The organism is Winogradskyella forsetii (genome assembly GCF_013394595.1).
GTDB lineage: Bacteria > Bacteroidota > Bacteroidia > Flavobacteriales > Flavobacteriaceae > Winogradskyella > Winogradskyella forsetii.
This window is the reverse complement of sequence record NZ_CP053348.1, coordinates 1,478,199-1,495,416: the sequence shown is the minus strand read 5'-3', so window position 1 is coordinate 1,495,416 and position 17,218 is coordinate 1,478,199. Positions and strand designations below refer to the sequence as shown.

The following is a 17,218-nucleotide window of genomic DNA, read 5'->3' as shown; positions in this document are numbered from 1 at the left end:
TCTTAGATTACTAAAATGTAACTTCTAAAGTTGTAAACCAATTACGAGGTGCAGACGGAATAATTCCTGGTCCTGGATAGCCTGTGGCTCGTCTTGTAAAATAGGCGTTGTCCAGTAAATTATTGAGTCCTGTTTCTAGTTTGAACCTTCTGTAAGAGTATGATAATGATAGGTCCAAAATGTCATATTCTGGAATTTCTCCGATGACTCCACTTAAATTCGAATCTACCGAATTGGTTGCATCTGTAAATTGACGACCTAAATAGGTGTATTGCACATTGGCCATCAAATTTTTATAACCAAATCGTAATCCTGTTTTTAAATTTAAATCTGGTACAAACTCTACAGTATTGCCTTCAATGCCTGGTTGGTCAGAATTGGTATACTCCGATGCTATAAAGGACGTATTCATAAAATAATTCAGACTGAAGTCATTATTCATTTTGAATAGCTTTTTCACATTAAAATCGAATAAAGACTCCACGCCATACATAACGGCATTGCCAATATTACCTCGCTCACTTACTACTCTGCCATCTGCCAGTCCTTTTTGAACAAATCCAATTCTACCATTATATAATAAGGCGAATGCACCTACATCGTAAGAGACAAAAGATTTATAATTTCCCCTTAGACCTAAATCTATGGTAAATCCATCTTCATCTGTAATGTCTGGATTTATTACAAAAGCAGGATTGTTGATATTAATATCCGAAAACGTAACGGAACGGTAATTCTGGGAAATATTTCCATACACCTCTAGACTCGTGGTTGGTTTATAACTAAGTCCCAAGCCTAAAAGGACAAAATTCCTTTCAAAATCACGATTATCTTCTACGGTTTCTTCAAAAATAACATTGCCAGCTGCATCTGTGTTGATGCGTTTGTAAAACCCTTCGCTTTCAGTCTTTATATACTCGAATCGAAAACCTGGTGTAACCGAAAACTTATCATTCAGGTAAAAGATATTTTCACCGAATACAGCTACATTCAAGTTGGGAAAATCAAAATCTGATTGATCTGAATAATTTGGAAATTCGTCAGTTCTTATATTGAAATCAGGACCAATGCCATCCGAACCAGGTCCTTGTTGCTGACTATTATTCGCATTATAAAATTTTGAACCGATTAAGAATGTTGCTTCTTTATTGAATATTTGGTAGTTACTTAATAGACGTGTTTCAAAACCGTAATTATTAAAATCACCTTTTATTAAATCGCGTTCCACACCAGGATCTACTTGACTCACTCTATTGGTTCTAAAACCCAATGCATTTCTGGAGGCATTCAATCCGAAAAAATTAAACGTAAAGTTGGTGTCTTCTGAAAATTGATGTGCGAATTTAACATTGTAAAGCAACCAATCTACCTCGAACCAATTTCGAGCTCTATTGCTTTGATAAGGGTCTTCATTAAACATACTATCTGTTAATCCACCAGCTTGTTGTGCTAAATAGTCTAAATAAGTAAGCTCTGCAGCCAACGAGGTGTTCTCATTAAACTGATATCCAATATGTGCATAAATATTTTTAGATTCAAATTCTGAATTTGGTCGAAAACCATCGCCCTTTTTATAGTTGAAAAACGTGTAATAACTCCATTTGTTTTTTGTACCACTCAGACTCGTGAAATTGGTATATAAACCAAAACTTCCTAAAGTGTTTCTGGTAATGAGTTCGAATGGCTTATTTGGATTAGGTTCTTTCATCACAAAATTAATGAGTCCTCCAAATTGTGTTCCATACTGTAAGGACGCAGCACCACGAATGACCTGAATTTGCCTTAACCCTTCGGAAGCTGGCGAGTAATAACTTTCAGGGTAACCTAAAACATCTGCGCTAATATCGTAACCATTCTGTCTGGTATTGAAATTGGCCGTTCGGTTTGGATCCAGTCCTCGACCACCAATATTAAGTTGTAATCCTGCATCATCATTTTGGTAAATATTTAAACCTGCCACCTGGCTGTACAATTGTCTTGCATTATTGGTTGCTAAATTTGCCATGGATTGTTCTACTAAAACCACTTCAGTTTTTTTACCGGCATAAATGGCTGTTTCTTCGACATCCCTTAATCGTGTTAACTCGAATACCTTGTTTTTACGCGCTGTGATTTCGACAGCTGTCAATGCTTCGCCTATAGTTTCTAATTGTTGATTTAAAACCACATCATCTTCAATTATTAGGTCAATTTCGATAATTTGATGTTCGAACGAAAAGAATACTAAACTTAGTTTCTGCTTTTTGGTCGTAAATTCATAATAGCCTTCCGAATTTGACTTCGCCAATAATCCTGTAACCTTATCGTAAACTTCAACATTATTTAGTGGTTGTTGTGATACTTTGCTCGTCACAATACCAGAGACCTTATGTTGTGCGCTTAGAAAAAATACACTGACAAAAAATATTATGAATAAACTATAGTCCTTTAATTTCATCCTTAAATGGTAAAATCCAATTTTTTGGTTTAAATGATTCCGTTTGCTTTAACAAATCTACTTTTGGGTCGATATAACGTTCACTAGAACGTCCGTTGAGCGCCACGTAACTGTCTACATAAATTTCGATATTTTCATGCCCTTGCGCTTTCAAATGTTGCTCTAAATACTTTGCATATTCCAAAATAAAATCAGGTTGTGTGCTCATTTGTTTTTCTTGGAACGGCGTTAAAAAATCTGAATTATTGACCGAAAACGACTGTCCTTTTTTAGCATCAACAATCTTGAATTCTGCATAACCCGCTTTTTCCATTAACATCACACGCCACGAAAAACGATAGCCTTCTTCTGTCCAAAATAATTCATTGGGATACAACATATAACGAAATGGCAAAAGTAATTGAATAGCGAAAAACAACCCTAAAATTGGTAGAATTATATTTTGATTTGAAAAGCTATATGTTGAAGTTTCAAGTTTTACATATTTCAACTTTAAAAATTTGAATAGTTTTCGAAACACCTCCAATAGGCGTTCATGTACTTTTGCATCGAAAAAAATTAAGGTGCCTACAATCATTACATAAGGAAACATTCCGATAGGAAACAAAACCCGAGTAAAAATGTGGAAAAACACCACAAGGACGAATGCAAAAACGCGCGTGCGTTTATAAAGTAATAAAAAAGGAATACTTAAATCATACAACATTCCAGACCAACTCATAGCGATGTGAAACCATTCTTGTTGCAAAATGTTGTCTCCAATAAATGGCAGATCATATTTGGATGGTAGCCATATTTTTAGTGGCATTGCTTTGAATAACCAATCACTATTAATTTTAGCTAAGCCAGCGTAAACATAAACGATTCCTAACAATAGTTTAATAGCATCGATTGTCCATTTAGGGATTTGATGGTATTGCTTTTTTCTAATGATAGCATCTAAAGAAAAGTAAGCACTAGCTGGTAAAAAACACATCAATAAACTCAACACACTTATAAAATAATAGTGATTCAGATAGGTGGTCTTATCCATTAACTCGATATACGTGAAGCTTAAAAAAAAGGTTATGATCGCTATTCTGTATTTTAAACCTAATGCTATAAATGCAGCTGAAAGTCCGCAAATAATAAAAATAAGATAAGTGTAATTGCCAATGGGTTTTATAAATTCGAACCCATAATAAGAAAAATGAAATTTTGGTTCAATATATAATTTCTCTATCCAGCCATAGGACCAAAATCGAATAATACTTGCCAACATCATAACCCCAAAACCTATTCTGAATACCGCCAAAGGTGCCGCATTGGTTTGTGCTTTGAAATATGTATTTAGTTTACTTGGCATATAGCAAAAAAAAGGATTCTCATTGATGAGAATCCTAATTTGATTTCTTAAATTAATTTAATCACCATCGTTATCTTGATAACCTGGATCTAAAGACACCTGAAAAGCTCCCATCATATCAACTTTTAACAATACAACAGCCATCTGTAAGGCATCATATGCTTCGGTCATTTTAGTATTATCCGTATTAACTTGCTGATAAAAATTATTATCTAAAACTTCAATTTTTTGTCTCGCAGTATTGAATTGATCAATTATTGCTGTTTTTAATTCAGATCTTTCTAAATAATCCAAGTAATTCGCAAAACCTTCACCGTTTGTGGAATTATCAAAGCTTCTACCATTAAAAAAATCCACGACAGCATTCATTGCTTCTAGTGCTAATATTTTAGAAACATCTTTTTTATAAAATGCTTCTACCTTTTCTGGCAACGGCATATTTGAAAAGTTTCCTGCCGGAATACCAACCTTATTTCTTCGTAATCCTGCCTCATAATAAAATACGAAATCATTAACTATTTTACTAAAAGAACCAGTAGAACTTGAAGCCAAATTGGCAACAAAAATATCTCTATATGTATTTTGCCAATCATTTATAATTGCACTAAACTTACTATTCATTTGAGATTGAACATTAGTCATATAATCGATATAACCAATTGCATTCGCATTTGTAGTAAACTTTTCTATTGGATTTGTATCGCTAACAGCCACACCATGTATTAAAAAATCTAAAGCTGGAAATCCTTGGGCATCGTGGTAATTAGCAGAATTTAAATCGTAAACTCCACTTGCTGCGCCATTTTCAATCTCTGAAACTGTAACTGGATAAATATTAAAAAACACAACAAAACCTTTAGCACTTCCTCCTTGTGTTTCTGCTTCACCTATATTAAACATTTCGATATGCTGCCATGCCTTGTAAGCTTCTAACCAAGCATCACTTAAAAGATTTAAATTAGACTCGTTGATGTCATTTATAAAATTTCCTCTGGCAACATCAAGGTCAGAAAGTTTTGTCTGAAAATTTTCTAATGCAGGTACAATAATATTGTCAGCCAAATTGGTCAATAAAGCTGTTCTATCAAAATTATCGTTAGTAGTCCCAGGACCTTCATCTGAAGAACTACAAGCAGCAGCTACAAAAACAATAGCTAAAAGAATCAGTGCTTTTTTAATCATATTTATTATTTTTTTCAGTTTGCAAAGATACTTAAGCATAAGTACTCTACCTAATGAATACTTATACTTAATAATCCATCAATCTTTAATTTACAGTTTGCTCAACCGTAAAGTCAAAACGATCTGCAATCGCATTAGAAATAGAATCTATAGTTTCTGCAGTGACATCCCATAAGCCATTACCTGCTGATACTTGGGCCATAAACGCATCAACCTCAGATTTTGAAAAATAAGGCGTGGTAGTTCCTGGTACTCTAGTAAACTGCAAGCTATAAACAAAACCAAAACCTTCAGATAATTGATGAAAAGCACTTGCCATATCACCTTCAGCCAATATCGATTTTCCTCTTTGTAAGTAATAAACACCTCTTACTGCAAGAACTTTTGAAATGTTTTCTTTAATAATTTCAGCCTGTTCATCTCTAATGGTATAATTTTTAGCTACGATAGCAGCTCTTCCCAATTTAAAAGCATCGAAAACAGTTTGTGCAATACCAGTAAAATCTTCATCAGAATCTACACGATCCATGTATTCACTTAAAAAAGAATCTGCATCTAAGCTTGGCATTGTAGGATCTGCTTCTGCACCATACAAGTAACCGAAGGCTTCATCCCATTTGTGCTCCATTGTCGTATAGGATTTTCCATCTTCTACCACATCATTATTATTATTTGTAATATTTGAGGCCTCATCTAAAACTGCTGGACTTAGGTAATTGTTAAGAATTTGGTCGGTCATTAAACTACCAATCAATCCCTTTGCCACTAGCTGATTAATTTCAAAACCTTTAGCGTTGATATATCTTATGCTGCCACCACCTGCTTGTTGTAATTGTCCTGCAGTGCCAGCCGATGCCGTGTTATTCCAATTAGGAAAAACATCAGTAACCTGATCTGAAATCCAAGTATCAAACTGTGATTTTATAGCATTGGCTTCAGTTGTATTCGCAGAATAATAATCTTTGGATGCCGCAACTTTGCTTCGTATACTTTTATCTGACGCATTTAAATCCGCATTAGCGAAATCTGAAGCACCATCAACATGTGCAAACATGCCGTCTAATTGTGATTCTGTATAGGAGTCATCCTTTAAAGCATTTACAAATTCTTCTCCCATTGCAATTCTAGTAGTTTGTCCACTAAAACTCACCGTTGAATTTCCATCTCTTTCAAATTGATAGGTGGTTGGCGCAACTACCTGTGGTTCTGATGCTCCGTTGTCATCATCACTGGAACATGAGGTTAAAACACTTCCTATTACTAATAAACTTAAGGCTATTTTCTTCATTTTAATGATACGTTTAATCGTTATGCTATTCTTATTAAGACTTGTTATAAATAATATTTCAATTGAAGATGCAAATTTAAACCAGATATTTACATTATCAAATTTTATTTAGATTAAATTTAAATAAAAATACAGCCAGCTCAATAACAACACATTACACTATTATTTTTTTCAAATAAAGTTGTACTGACCTAAAATCCATTAGTAGTAATCAACTGAATTTTTTACAACATCAAAAAAATATAATCACATCATGACGAAAAGTATTGTTGCCTCGATATTTAATTTTTTGCTATTAATCAGCTAAAAAAATTACCTCAAATTATTTTTTAGAACATAAAAAAAGCTCAAGAACGAAATTATCCATGAGCTTTATTAAGACGAATTGGTAAAAATTATAAATAGTTTATTGTGGAGCGAATTCAGCCTCTTCTACACTAAAATTAAAACGGTTTGCTATAGCAGTGGCAATTTGATTTAATGTTTCATCAGTTACATCCCAAAAACCATTTCCTATCATAAGTTGCGCTAAGTAAGCATCAATTTCCGCTTTTGTAAAGTATGGACTTATTGTACCTGGCTGGCGTGTAAATTGCAATGCGTAAATAAACCCGTAGGCTTCTGACAATTCATGAAACGCTCTGGCCTTATCTGTTTCCAATTGGAATACACCTTGACGCAAATAGAACACCGATCGTATTCCAATAATTACGGAAAGCTTTTCTTTAATAATATCAGCTTGTTCATCTCTAAGATCATAGTCCTTTGCGACGATAGCAGCTCTTCCTATTTTAAAAGCACTATAAATGTCATCGGCTATTCCTGCGAAATCTGAATCATTCTCTACCCTTGAAATATATTTATTGAGAAAAAAATCTTGATTTAATTGCGGTGATTGTGCATTGTCCAAACCATAAGCATAACCAAATGCTTCATCCCATTTATGTTCCATGGCGGTATAGTTACTGCCATCTACCAAGACTTCATTGTCATTATTTGCTCTATTGTTTCCAGCATCTAAAACGGCTACGCTTAAATTATCATTTAATATCTGATCAATCATAAAACTTCCAACTATTACCTTACCCATAAGCTGAGCATATTGAACACCTTTAGCACTTACCCGACGTATAGTGATATTATCTGCTTCAGTCAATTTTCCTGCAGTTCCAGATGTAGCGGTAATAGCCCAATTGGGAAACACTTCTACTACCTGATTGGTTATCCACCCATCCACATCAGATCTTATAGCACTGGACACAGATGCATTGTTTGAAAAATAGTCTTGTGAGGCTGCTGTTTTGCCTCTTAAATTAATAGGAGATTCATTTAAGGCTGATGTGGAAAAATAATTCCCAGTATTGTTATACATACCTTGAAGTTCCATTTCCGTTCTATTAACATTAACAAGTGCAGTTATAAATTGGTTAGCCATTAAAATCCCATTGGTTTGATCTATGTAATTAACCGTGGAATTTCCGTTTCTTGTAAACTGGTATGTTGGTGGAATAATGAGTTGATTATCTTCTGAACTATTGTCATCGCTAGAACAAGAAGACAAAACAACAGCTACTAATAATAGGTAAAGGGCAAGTTTTCTCATTTTTAATTGTTATAAAATTGTTATTTAAAATTACGCGTTTAAATAAGTAAATGTAATACAAAACCAAGCTCATATTTATCTCAATGATAACTTTATTTAATTCAAAAGCGTTAAATTTATAGAGTGTTTTAATTACTCAAAAATTAAGACTTTCAAACTTTTTTAGTACATGATTTTTTAGGAAACTTCGTTAGTGAAATTCGGTAAAAATTTTGGTAGCTTCATTATAAGAACTCTCAAAACTCATCGCATTAAGATCATGCGCTCTTTTCTGAGTGAAGTATGATAACATTTTTTCGGTTGGCATATTGCCTGTTAAGTCATCTTTTGCCATTGGGCAACCACCAAATCCCTGAATAGCACCGTCAAAGCGTCTACAACCCGCTTTGTATGCTGCATCAATTTTTTCGAACCAAGTGGTTGGCGTGGTATGCAAATGAGCTCCAAATTCTATGTTGGGATAGGCAGGAATTAAGTTTGAAAACAAATAATCAATATTTTCGGCATCAGAGCTTCCAATGGTATCGCTAAGTGATAAAATACCAACCCCCATTTTAGCTAAACGTTCGGTCCAATCGCCAACGATATCCACATTCCAAGGGTCGCCATAAGGATTTCCAAAACCCATGGAAATATAGACGACTACTTTTTTATGACTCTTATCTGCGATTTCCAAAATTTCAGAAAGTGTGACTACAGATTGTGCAATGGTTTTATGGGTATTTCGCATTTGGAAGTTTTCTGAAATTGAAAACGGAAACCCTAAATAATCGATTTCAGAATGTTGGGACGCATCCGTTGCACCTCTGGTATTGGCAATAATGGCAAGTAGTTTACTTTCGGTTTTGCTTAAATCCAATTGTGCTAAAACTTCTGCTGTATCTACCATTTGAGGAATCGCTTTTGGCGATACAAAACTCCCAAAGTCAATAGTATCAAAACCCACTCGCAACAAGGACTGAATGTATTGTACCTTTTGCTGCGTAGGAATAAAATCCTTAATGCCTTGCATGGCATCGCGTGGACATTCTATGATTTTGACGGCTTTGTTCATTGGTTCAAATATACGGTTTAGGTTAGGGATTTGAAAGCCATAATTATTAACATGAATAGATCGATTGAAATTTTTATTCTTGACACGAATTAGCACGAATAAATAGTCGAAATTAGTGAAATTCGTGTCAGTAGGTTTTTAATAAAGTTTGTTTTCTAAATTAAAATAAAAACCGCAATCCCAACAAATACAACAATCTGCAACCATTTTAAAACCAATCCTGAGTTCTTATGGTTTAAAGTATAAGTTTTAATCTGTCCTGCCAATAATGCTATTGCAGAAAAAATAATAAACGACACCAACATAAAAATGCCACCCAAAATATAAAACTGAATCACAGTACTCATCGATTCGCTAAACAAAAATCCTGGAAAAAAAGCGAGAAAGAAAATTGTCACTTTTGGATTGAGGACATTCATAAAAAATCCTTGTACAAATAACTGTTTTAGATTTTTCTTCGGTACATTCTCTGAGCTAAGTGTTATTTCAGCATTAGATTTAAAGACTTTATAAGCCAGATACAAAAGATAAATAGCGCCTAATAGTTTAATGCCAAAGAATAAGTTTTCATTCGCTTTTATAATGGCCGAAACACCAAATGCCAACAGCGTTGTGTGAACGATACAGCCCGTAATCAATCCGGAAACGGTTGCCAATCCATAAGATTTACCGTTGCTTATACTTTGTACTAAGACATAGATATTATCTGGTCCTGGCGAAATGGCTAAAGCTGATGTCGCCAATGCGAATGATAAGAGGATGTCGTAATTCAAAATGAGATTTAGTTAGCGATAATGGTTGTATGCGTGATTTTTTGACACGAATTACACGAATTTTCACTAATTATTGCGCAATTTTAGTTATAGTTATAATGAGTGAAATTCGTGTCTTAACTTTTTCAATATTATGGTTTCAAATTTTACTTTAACAATGCCTCATTAATCTGTTTAACCAAACTCGGTCCTTCATAAATAAAACCAGTATAAACTTGAACTAAATCGGCACCAGCATCAATTTTATCCAAAGCATCTTTTGCAGAATGAACACCTCCTACTCCAATGATCGGAAATGCCTTGTTGCTTTTATCAGCTAGATATTTGATCACTTTAGTAGATTTTTCTTTTATTGGTTGTCCACTGAGTCCACCATTACCAATTTCTGAAAGTCTTTGATCACCTGTTTTCAATCCCGATCTATCCACTGAGGTGTTACTTGCAATGACACCATCGAGCTTGGTTTCTGCGATTAACTCTATGATTTCATCTAATTGTTGGGTATTTAAATCTGGTGCTATTTTCAGTAGAATTGGTTTTTCTTTGCTAAACGTCGTATTCGCATTTTGTACAGCAGAAATCAACTCCAACAAATAGTCTTTGTCGTTTAATTTCGCATGGCTTCCTACATTTGGGCAACTGACATTCAGTACAAAATAATCCACATAAGGATGCAAGGCATTAAAGCATTCTAGATAATCTTTGGTATAATCTTCTGGAAGGGTTTGGGTGTTTTTTCCAATATTTCCGCCGATAATAAGTTGCCCTTTATTCTTTTTAAGTTCTGAAATGGCTGCACTTAAACCTTCATTATTAAAACCCATACGGTTAATAATACCTTGATCTGCTTTTAATCTGAATAACCGTTGTTTAGGATTTCCTTTTTGGGCTTCGGGTGTAACGGTTCCTATTTCAATAAAACCGAATCCGAAGTTGGCCAACTCATTATACAAAACCGCATTTTTATCAAAACCTGCTGCTAAACCGACTGGATTCTTAAATTTTAACCCAAAAAGTTCTCGTTCCAATCGTTTGTCTTCAACCATAAAAAGACTTTTAAATAGACCTTTAATGCCTGGCAATCTAGATATATTCCGAATTAAAGAAAACGTAAAGTAATGTACTTTTTCTGGATCGAAACAAAATAAAATGGGTCTGATTATAGCTTTGTACATACAACGGTTTTAACACTGCAAAAATAAGCATCTCTAGCTTAATTACGAAGTATTAATTTTATCATAAACTGCCATTTATCATATTTAATGGGTTCTAATTTGATTAACTTTGAAAACCTAATCAAAATCAACACATCATGAAAAAAATTATAGTTCCCGTCGATTTTTCAAAACACTCAGAATACGCGTTAGAAACAGCTGCTGTATTAGCAAAACAACACAACTCAGAATTGATTGTAATGCACATGCTAGAGCTATCAGAATCTATTATAACAGCAACTAGTTCGCAACGGAATGAAGAAAATGCATTTATGATGATGGTTGCCAACAAGAAGTTTGAAGCTTTTTTGGATCAACCCTATCTCGAAGCCATTAGTGTAACACCAATGATAAAATATCATAAGGTGTTGAAGGAAGTAGCTGAAGTTGCTAGTGAAGTCCGAGCTGATTTAATCGTAATGGGTTCTAGAGGTCACAGCGATCACGATGGTATTTTTACAGGTTCTAATACTGAAAAAGTAGTTCGCTATAGTGATACGCCTGTTTTAGTTATAAAATCTAAACCAGAAAATGTTAATTTTACAAACATCATATTGGCAAGTGATTTCTCTGAGGAGAGTGTTTCAGCATTTAAAACCGCCTTAGAATTACTTGGAGAATTAGGAACAAATACAACCGTGCTACACATCAATACTCCAAATTTAGACTTCTTGAGTACTGATGAAGTTGACGAAAAAATTTCTATATTTTTAGAATCAGCAAAGTTAAAAGAAACAGATGTGAGCATTGCACGTATCTCAGACCATAATGTAGAAGACGGTTTATTAAGTTTCGCCAAAAGAAACAAAGCAGATGCTTTAGCGATGATTACACACGGAAGAAAAGGGTTGAGCCATTTTTTTGGAGGCAGTATTTCGGAAGACGTCGTCAACCATAGTAAGCTTCCTGTTATTACCTTTAAACTTTAATCATAAAATTTTAAAAAATAAAGACGACTTTATGCAACATATCATTAACCGTTTTATTAGCTATGTAACCATAGATACCGAATCCGATCCAAATTCTGAAACCACACCAAGTACGAAAAAGCAATGGGTTTTGGCCAATAAATTAGTTGAAGAACTAAAATACATAGGCTTAAGCGATGTTACTATTGACGAGAATGCCTACATTATGGCAACTTTGCCAAGTAACGTAGATCACGATGTGCCGACAATTGGTTTTATTTCGCATTTTGACACCTCTCCAGATTTTACTGGCGCAAATGTAAAACCTCAAATTGTTGAAGATTATGATGGAAAGGATATTGTACTCAATGCGGAACAAAATATTATACTTTCGCCAGATTATTTTGAAGATTTATTGATGTACAAAGGTCAGACGTTGATTACCACAGACGGTACAACACTTCTGGGAGCAGATGACAAAGCCGGAATTACGGAAATCGTCACTGCGATGGAGCACCTTATTAATCATCCCGAAATTAAACATGGAGACATCAAAGTCGGTTTTACGCCTGATGAAGAAATTGGACGCGGCGCCCATAAATTTGATGTCGAAAAATTTGGAGCCGATTGGGCTTATACCATGGATGGTAGCCAAGTTGGCGAACTCGAATACGAAAATTTCAATGCAGCAGGCGCAAAAATCACGGTCAAAGGAAAAATTGTACATCCTGGTTATGCCAAAGGAAAAATGATAAATTCCATGTATTATGCGTCTGAATTTATTAATAGCCTACCACGATTGGAAACGCCAGAGCATACCGAAGGATATGAAGGTTTTTTCCACTTACATAATATTGAAGGTGATGTCGAAGAAACAAAATTAGAATATATTATTCGTGATCATGACAAAGACAAATTTGAAGCTCGAAAAGCCTTGATGCAAAAGATTGTTGACGATTTAAACACTAAATATGAAAGCGAAGTTTTTAAGCTTGAATTGAAGGACCAATATTTCAACATGAAAGAAAAAGTGGAACCTGTAATGCATATCGTGGATATTGCTGAAGCAGCGATGAAAGCGGTTGGTATTGCACCACTAATTAAAGCCATTCGCGGTGGAACCGATGGTTCTCAATTGTCTTACATGGGTTTACCTTGCCCAAATATTTTTGCTGGAGGCCATAATTTTCACGGACGTTATGAGTACGTGCCCGTAGAAAGTATGCAGAAAGCGGTCGAAGTGATTGTTAAGATTGCGGAGTTGACGGCTTTGGAAAAGTAGTATTCAGTCGCAGTCTCAGATTTAATACTTATTAAGCAATAAGCTAAAAATACTTTAGTTTATTGCTTATTTTTTGCCCAACAAACAATCAATTGGTTGTTAATTGTTCGAAGCCGTTTCAGCTTTCGTCTCTTCAGCGGATTTTTCTTTTATAATCACCTTTTCATTATTAAAAATAATGGTGGCTTTGACACCTGTTAGTAAATTCCATTCTTTTGAAGATATCACATTGCCTACATCATCATAAACTACAAATTCGGCCGTATTTGGACCGGATTCGCCTTGGTTTAGTGCTACAATGTCAACGGTATTTTTACCATCTACCAAATCAACTTCTACACGTCTATAACTACTAGTAAGCGTTAAACTGTGTTTTATTACTACACCATTAATCAAAATTTGAACTCGGTCACCATCAGGATATTGATGATCCCTACACACAATATTTACAAATTTTGTATCCACATTATGTTCCCCTAAAAACTGATCGGACATGACTTGAACATAGCCGCCCTTAACCGCTTCTTTTTTCCAGCGTTTTTCAAAGATTTCACCTGGGCTTTTTAGACCGTCATTTTCGGTCATTGAGAATGGTTTTTCGGTTTCCCTAATTACAAACTTCTCTTCTTCCTTAGATTTTCCACTGGACCTGTCCTCTTCATTTTTGAGGATTGGTGCAATCTTAACTTTCACCAAAGCAGAATCTTTTTTGGTTTCAGATTTTTCAGCAGGAATACGAATGGACTTATTTTCCTTGTCCGGAACTTGGGCAAAAACCATAGCGCTACATAATATGCAGACTATAAACAGGATGTATTTGATGGTTTTCAATTTAAAAATAAGTTATAAAATTAGATATTGACTAAGAAACAAAAACCGTTCCTAATTCAAAATAAACGTATAAAAACAGAAATCCATACAAAAAAAAGTTAAAACTTACCATTGAAGCTAATTCTCAACTTTCTGTTATATTCTTCAAAAAGCCAGTCTTTATAGTTTTGTGTGCTGTTCATAATACAATAGCAATATTGCTTAATCCTGTAGGCAATTTCATCTTGCAAATCTTTTGTTAGTTCTCTTGCATCAAAAACATCTTCGCTATTGTCTATGCAAATTTGAGAATGTTGGGCAATGGAACGCTCAATTACCGTAAAGGATTTCTTACCAGAATTAATAACATCTTTATATTCCGCTTTAACATCAAAATCTAAAGTGAATGATTTCTTGAATTTCACCTTGAGGGAATCTGGCATTGTATAGACGAAATCACGTTCCAGCAATTCGTCATCAAGAATATTTTCTAGATAAAAATCTGGATATTTAAAAATATGCTGCCAATCCACCGGCTGATCCCACGGGCCGAAACGCGCTTCATTATTACCTAAATCGATGACTTGAAACGATTTTCGGTCTTTGTAAATTCGGCTACCACGACCAATCATCTGAAAATACAAGGTTAAGGATCTCGTGGCTCTATTTAAGATAATGGATTCCACAGATGGCTCATCGAAACCTGTAGTTAATATACTGACCGAAGTCAATACTGCATCGGGTGTGTGCTTAAACCATTTTAAAATTTCTTTTCGTTCTTGCTTGTTAGCCGTATTATCTAAATGCCGAACATTATAACCTGCTTTCTTAAAGGTGTAATAGACTTCCTTCGACGTATAAATACCGTTATTAAAAATCAAGGTTTTTTTATCTTTCGCCATGTCTTCATAGGCGATTAACAATTTGGATTGCATTAAGGAATTGGTATATAAGGCTTCAGAGGATTTTACGGTGTAATCGCCATTAATACCTATTTTCAGTGACGTTAGACCAACATCGTAATGGGACACTTCTGCCTTGGCCAAAAATCCGTTTTTAATTAAAGTAGAAATATCATCACCAACAATAAGTTTGTTGTAATTATCTTTCATGGGTAGCTTAATATTACTACTCAATGGTGTTGCCGTAACACCAAGAATAAAACAATGCTCGAAAAACTTAAAGAGCTTTCTGAAAGAATTGTAATGTGCTTCATCAATAATAACTAATCCTACATTTTTTAGCTGAAAATCGTTATCCGACAAGCGGTTATTCAAGGTTTCGACCATGGCTACAAAACATTGAAAATCGTCTTGATCTGGAAGTGTTTTTACCTTACTATTAATGACTTTGTTCTTCACATTGAAACCAGAAAGCACATTAGACGTTTGCTTGCATAGCTCAATTCTGTGTGTAAGAATTACCACTTTTTTGTTGTGTTGTTCGACGTAACGTCTTACGATTTCAGAAAAAATAACCGTTTTCCCTCCTCCTGTTGGCAGCTGGTACAAGAGGTTAAAATCATCAGCCTCATTTTCCATCACATCAAAAATGCGGTTCAAGTCCTTTATTTGATAATCATAAAGACTTTTCTCTGTGGCATTTTGTTGTACGGTTCCAGTTTCTGACGACATAGACTAAATTTTGCAATTAGTTAATTTTGCAAAAATAGCACATTGTAAGGGTTTTAAAATGGATTGTTAACAAGATTTAACAACATTGGTACTGTTATTGATATTAACAAAGTATTAACTTTTCTGCCCACAGGCAGACATTTAAATCTTATTATTATGAAATCATTTAGAAGACATTCTGCAACGGTCAATGCAGGATCCATGGCAGACATTGCCTTTTTGTTACTTATTTTCTTTTTAGTAACTACGACCATTTCCGCAGATAAAGGCATTTTACGACAATTGCCTCCTGTCTGTGAAACAGGTGACTGTACCGCAGACATCGCAGAACGCAACTTATTACACATTGCGATGAACGAAAAACAGGAAATAATGATTGAGAATGACCTAGTTGAACTCACAGACGTTAAGAAGATTGTTGAAACTTTTATCGATAACAACGGTCTTAGTACTTGTGATTATTGTGAAGGTAAAACATCGTCAGAATCTTCAGACCATCCTGATGCCGCTGTAATTTCATTAAGTCATGATGCATTAACCAAATATAGTGCCTTTATATCTGTACAGGATGAAATTACAAAAGCCTATTACGATTTAAGAACACGATACGCCAAACAAGTTTTTAACAAAACACCTGATCAATTAACAAAAGAGGAACTCGAAAATGTAAAAAAAGCGTATCCTTTTAAAGTTTCTGAGATTGCTGTAAAGCGTTCTAATTAGAGATTGAATCTAATATTGGCAGACAATAGTTGATATTCACCCGCTTTTTGCCCCATTTTTTTGCCTTTTTTACATCATTACCCATATAAATATCAATACGTTTTCGATAACGTCGATTCATTTTATCCTTCACTGTAAATAGACTATCGAAACCTTGGATTTTTACTTTGGTGTTATGCACCAAACCAGAATCTAATAAATCTCTTGAAACAGCAATATATCTCAGTCCAGGCTTTAAGCTATCTCCAAAAGCTGTTATACTCGGATTGGCATTAGTCTGATATGCTAAGGAATTATAGGCTGTTGCTATAACTTCTATAGTTTTATTATGGCAATTATCTTCTGCTCTACTGTTGCAGTTATTCAAACTGCAAAAGCATAGCACAATGATATAAAACCTAGTTTTCATAGCTCTAAAGATAAAGCATTATTGTTAAAATAAGTTAAAATGTACTATGTTATGCAAAGTACTGTAACAATTTTAAAGTTTCGTCGTCTATTAAGTATAACCAACCTGTGCTGAACTTGTTTCAGTATTAAAAAACAACAATTATGAGAACTTTAAACAGCAATCAATTATCAAGTACATCAACCGAAACCAAAAGTTTTACTTGGAACAGAAAAAGACGCTTTAGATAAGAACAAAAAATTCATCAATCAAAAAATCAACAATTATGAGAACTTTACACAACAATCAATTATCAAGTACATCAACCGAAACCAAAAGTTTTACTTGGAACAGCAAAAGACGTTATAGATCATAACGCTACAAATTTCATCAATCCGTGCCGAACCTAGTTCAGCATACAAATCAATTATTATGAGAGTTTTATCAAGAATTGTCAATACATCTAATAGTTTAGATGATGACTTAGAAACAATTAAAATTAAGTTTTGAAGTTAAACCAGCTTTACTAATTCGTCTAAAATTTAAGATGTATTCTAATCAAAAAAGTCAGTTTCCA

General features: G+C 34.3%; 14 protein-coding genes. 3 read left to right on the top strand and 11 right to left on the bottom strand.

The window, feature by feature from the left end; all coding sequences use genetic code 11:
* Positions 1-10 precede the first annotated feature (10 nt).
* The 8 genes from HM987_RS06500 to HM987_RS06465 form a co-directional block, all read right to left on the bottom strand.
* On the bottom strand, positions 11-2,437 hold the full coding sequence (locus HM987_RS06500) for a TonB-dependent receptor domain-containing protein (RefSeq protein ID WP_179006330.1): 2,427 nt from the start codon (positions 2,435-2,437) through the stop codon (positions 11-13).
* The gene (locus HM987_RS06495; protein WP_179006328.1) at positions 2,418-3,782 is read right to left on the bottom strand and encodes an HTTM domain-containing protein; all 1,365 of its coding nucleotides are present in this window, start codon (positions 3,780-3,782) and stop codon (positions 2,418-2,420) included. Before HM987_RS06495 ends, HM987_RS06500 begins: the two co-directional genes overlap by 20 nt.
* Before the next feature lie 57 nt (positions 3,783-3,839).
* Positions 3,840-4,964, bottom strand: coding sequence for an imelysin family protein (locus HM987_RS06490; protein WP_179006326.1), 1,125 nt, complete (start codon positions 4,962-4,964; stop codon positions 3,840-3,842).
* 85 nt (positions 4,965-5,049) lie between these two features.
* Entirely contained in the window at positions 5,050-6,252 is a 1,203-nt protein-coding gene (locus HM987_RS06485; RefSeq protein ID WP_179006324.1) for a DUF4856 domain-containing protein, read from the bottom strand.
* A gap of 406 nt (positions 6,253-6,658) precedes the next feature.
* Positions 6,659-7,855: a DUF4856 domain-containing protein gene (locus HM987_RS06480; protein ID WP_179006322.1), complete on the bottom strand. Its 1,197-nt coding sequence runs from the start codon at positions 7,853-7,855 to the stop codon at positions 6,659-6,661.
* A gap of 190 nt (positions 7,856-8,045) precedes the next feature.
* Entirely contained in the window at positions 8,046-8,909 is an 864-nt protein-coding gene (locus HM987_RS06475) for a hydroxymethylglutaryl-CoA lyase (RefSeq protein WP_179006320.1), read from the bottom strand.
* Between the two features lie 155 nt (positions 8,910-9,064).
* Positions 9,065-9,682, bottom strand: a complete 618-nt coding sequence (locus tag HM987_RS06470; RefSeq protein ID WP_179006318.1) for a LysE family translocator — start codon at positions 9,680-9,682, stop codon at positions 9,065-9,067.
* Positions 9,683-9,828: 146 nt separating this feature from the next.
* Complete coding sequence (locus HM987_RS06465) at positions 9,829-10,857, bottom strand: quinone-dependent dihydroorotate dehydrogenase (RefSeq protein ID WP_179006317.1); 1,029 nt, start codon at positions 10,855-10,857, stop codon at positions 9,829-9,831.
* 137 nt (positions 10,858-10,994) lie between these two features.
* Between HM987_RS06465 and HM987_RS06460 the strand changes: the two genes are divergently transcribed.
* Entirely contained in the window at positions 10,995-11,825 is an 831-nt protein-coding gene (locus HM987_RS06460; RefSeq protein ID WP_179006315.1) for a universal stress protein, read from the top strand.
* A gap of 31 nt (positions 11,826-11,856) precedes the next feature.
* On the top strand, positions 11,857-13,086 hold the full coding sequence (gene pepT / locus HM987_RS06455) for a peptidase T (RefSeq protein WP_179006313.1): 1,230 nt from the start codon (positions 11,857-11,859) through the stop codon (positions 13,084-13,086).
* A gap of 99 nt (positions 13,087-13,185) precedes the next feature.
* Here pepT and HM987_RS06450 read toward each other — a convergent pair whose 3' ends face one another.
* Positions 13,186-13,917, bottom strand: a complete 732-nt coding sequence (locus tag HM987_RS06450) for a hypothetical protein (protein ID WP_179006311.1) — start codon at positions 13,915-13,917, stop codon at positions 13,186-13,188.
* Positions 13,918-14,015: 98 nt separating this feature from the next.
* Positions 14,016-15,530: a DEAD/DEAH box helicase gene (locus HM987_RS06445; protein ID WP_179006309.1), complete on the bottom strand. Its 1,515-nt coding sequence runs from the start codon at positions 15,528-15,530 to the stop codon at positions 14,016-14,018.
* A 156-nt stretch (positions 15,531-15,686) separates the two neighbouring features.
* Between HM987_RS06445 and HM987_RS06440 the strand changes: the two genes are divergently transcribed.
* Complete coding sequence (locus HM987_RS06440) at positions 15,687-16,253, top strand: ExbD/TolR family protein (RefSeq protein WP_179006307.1); 567 nt, start codon at positions 15,687-15,689, stop codon at positions 16,251-16,253.
* Here HM987_RS06440 and HM987_RS06435 read toward each other — a convergent pair.
* Positions 16,246-16,662 (bottom strand): 3D domain-containing protein, encoded by a 417-nt coding sequence (locus HM987_RS06435; protein WP_179006305.1) that lies wholly within the window; start codon positions 16,660-16,662, stop codon positions 16,246-16,248. The two genes, HM987_RS06440 and HM987_RS06435, sit on opposite strands and share 8 nt — an antisense overlap.
* Positions 16,663-17,218: the final 556 nt, after the last annotated feature.

Bases quoted from the DNA above. Each gene is read 5' to 3' on its own strand.
- HM987_RS06500 (WP_179006330.1), bottom strand. From the start codon at position 2,437: ATGAAATTAAAGGACTATAGTTTATTCATAATATTTTTTGTCAGTGTA.
- HM987_RS06495 (WP_179006328.1), bottom strand. From the start codon at position 3,782: ATGCCAAGTAAACTAAATACATATTTCAAAGCACAAACCAATGCGGCA.
- HM987_RS06490 (WP_179006326.1), bottom strand. From the start codon at position 4,964: ATGATTAAAAAAGCACTGATTCTTTTAGCTATTGTTTTTGTAGCTGCT.
- HM987_RS06485 (WP_179006324.1), bottom strand. From the start codon at position 6,252: ATGAAGAAAATAGCCTTAAGTTTATTAGTAATAGGAAGTGTTTTAACC.
- HM987_RS06480 (WP_179006322.1), bottom strand. From the start codon at position 7,855: ATGAGAAAACTTGCCCTTTACCTATTATTAGTAGCTGTTGTTTTGTCT.
- HM987_RS06475 (WP_179006320.1), bottom strand. From the start codon at position 8,909: ATGAACAAAGCCGTCAAAATCATAGAATGTCCACGCGATGCCATGCAA.
- HM987_RS06465 (WP_179006317.1), bottom strand. From the start codon at position 10,857: ATGTACAAAGCTATAATCAGACCCATTTTATTTTGTTTCGATCCAGAA.
- HM987_RS06460 (WP_179006315.1), top strand. From the start codon at position 10,995: ATGAAAAAAATTATAGTTCCCGTCGATTTTTCAAAACACTCAGAATAC.
- pepT (WP_179006313.1), top strand. From the start codon at position 11,857: ATGCAACATATCATTAACCGTTTTATTAGCTATGTAACCATAGATACC.
- HM987_RS06445 (WP_179006309.1), bottom strand. From the start codon at position 15,530: ATGTCGTCAGAAACTGGAACCGTACAACAAAATGCCACAGAGAAAAGT.
- HM987_RS06440 (WP_179006307.1), top strand. From the start codon at position 15,687: ATGAAATCATTTAGAAGACATTCTGCAACGGTCAATGCAGGATCCATG.
- HM987_RS06435 (WP_179006305.1), bottom strand. From the start codon at position 16,662: ATGAAAACTAGGTTTTATATCATTGTGCTATGCTTTTGCAGTTTGAAT.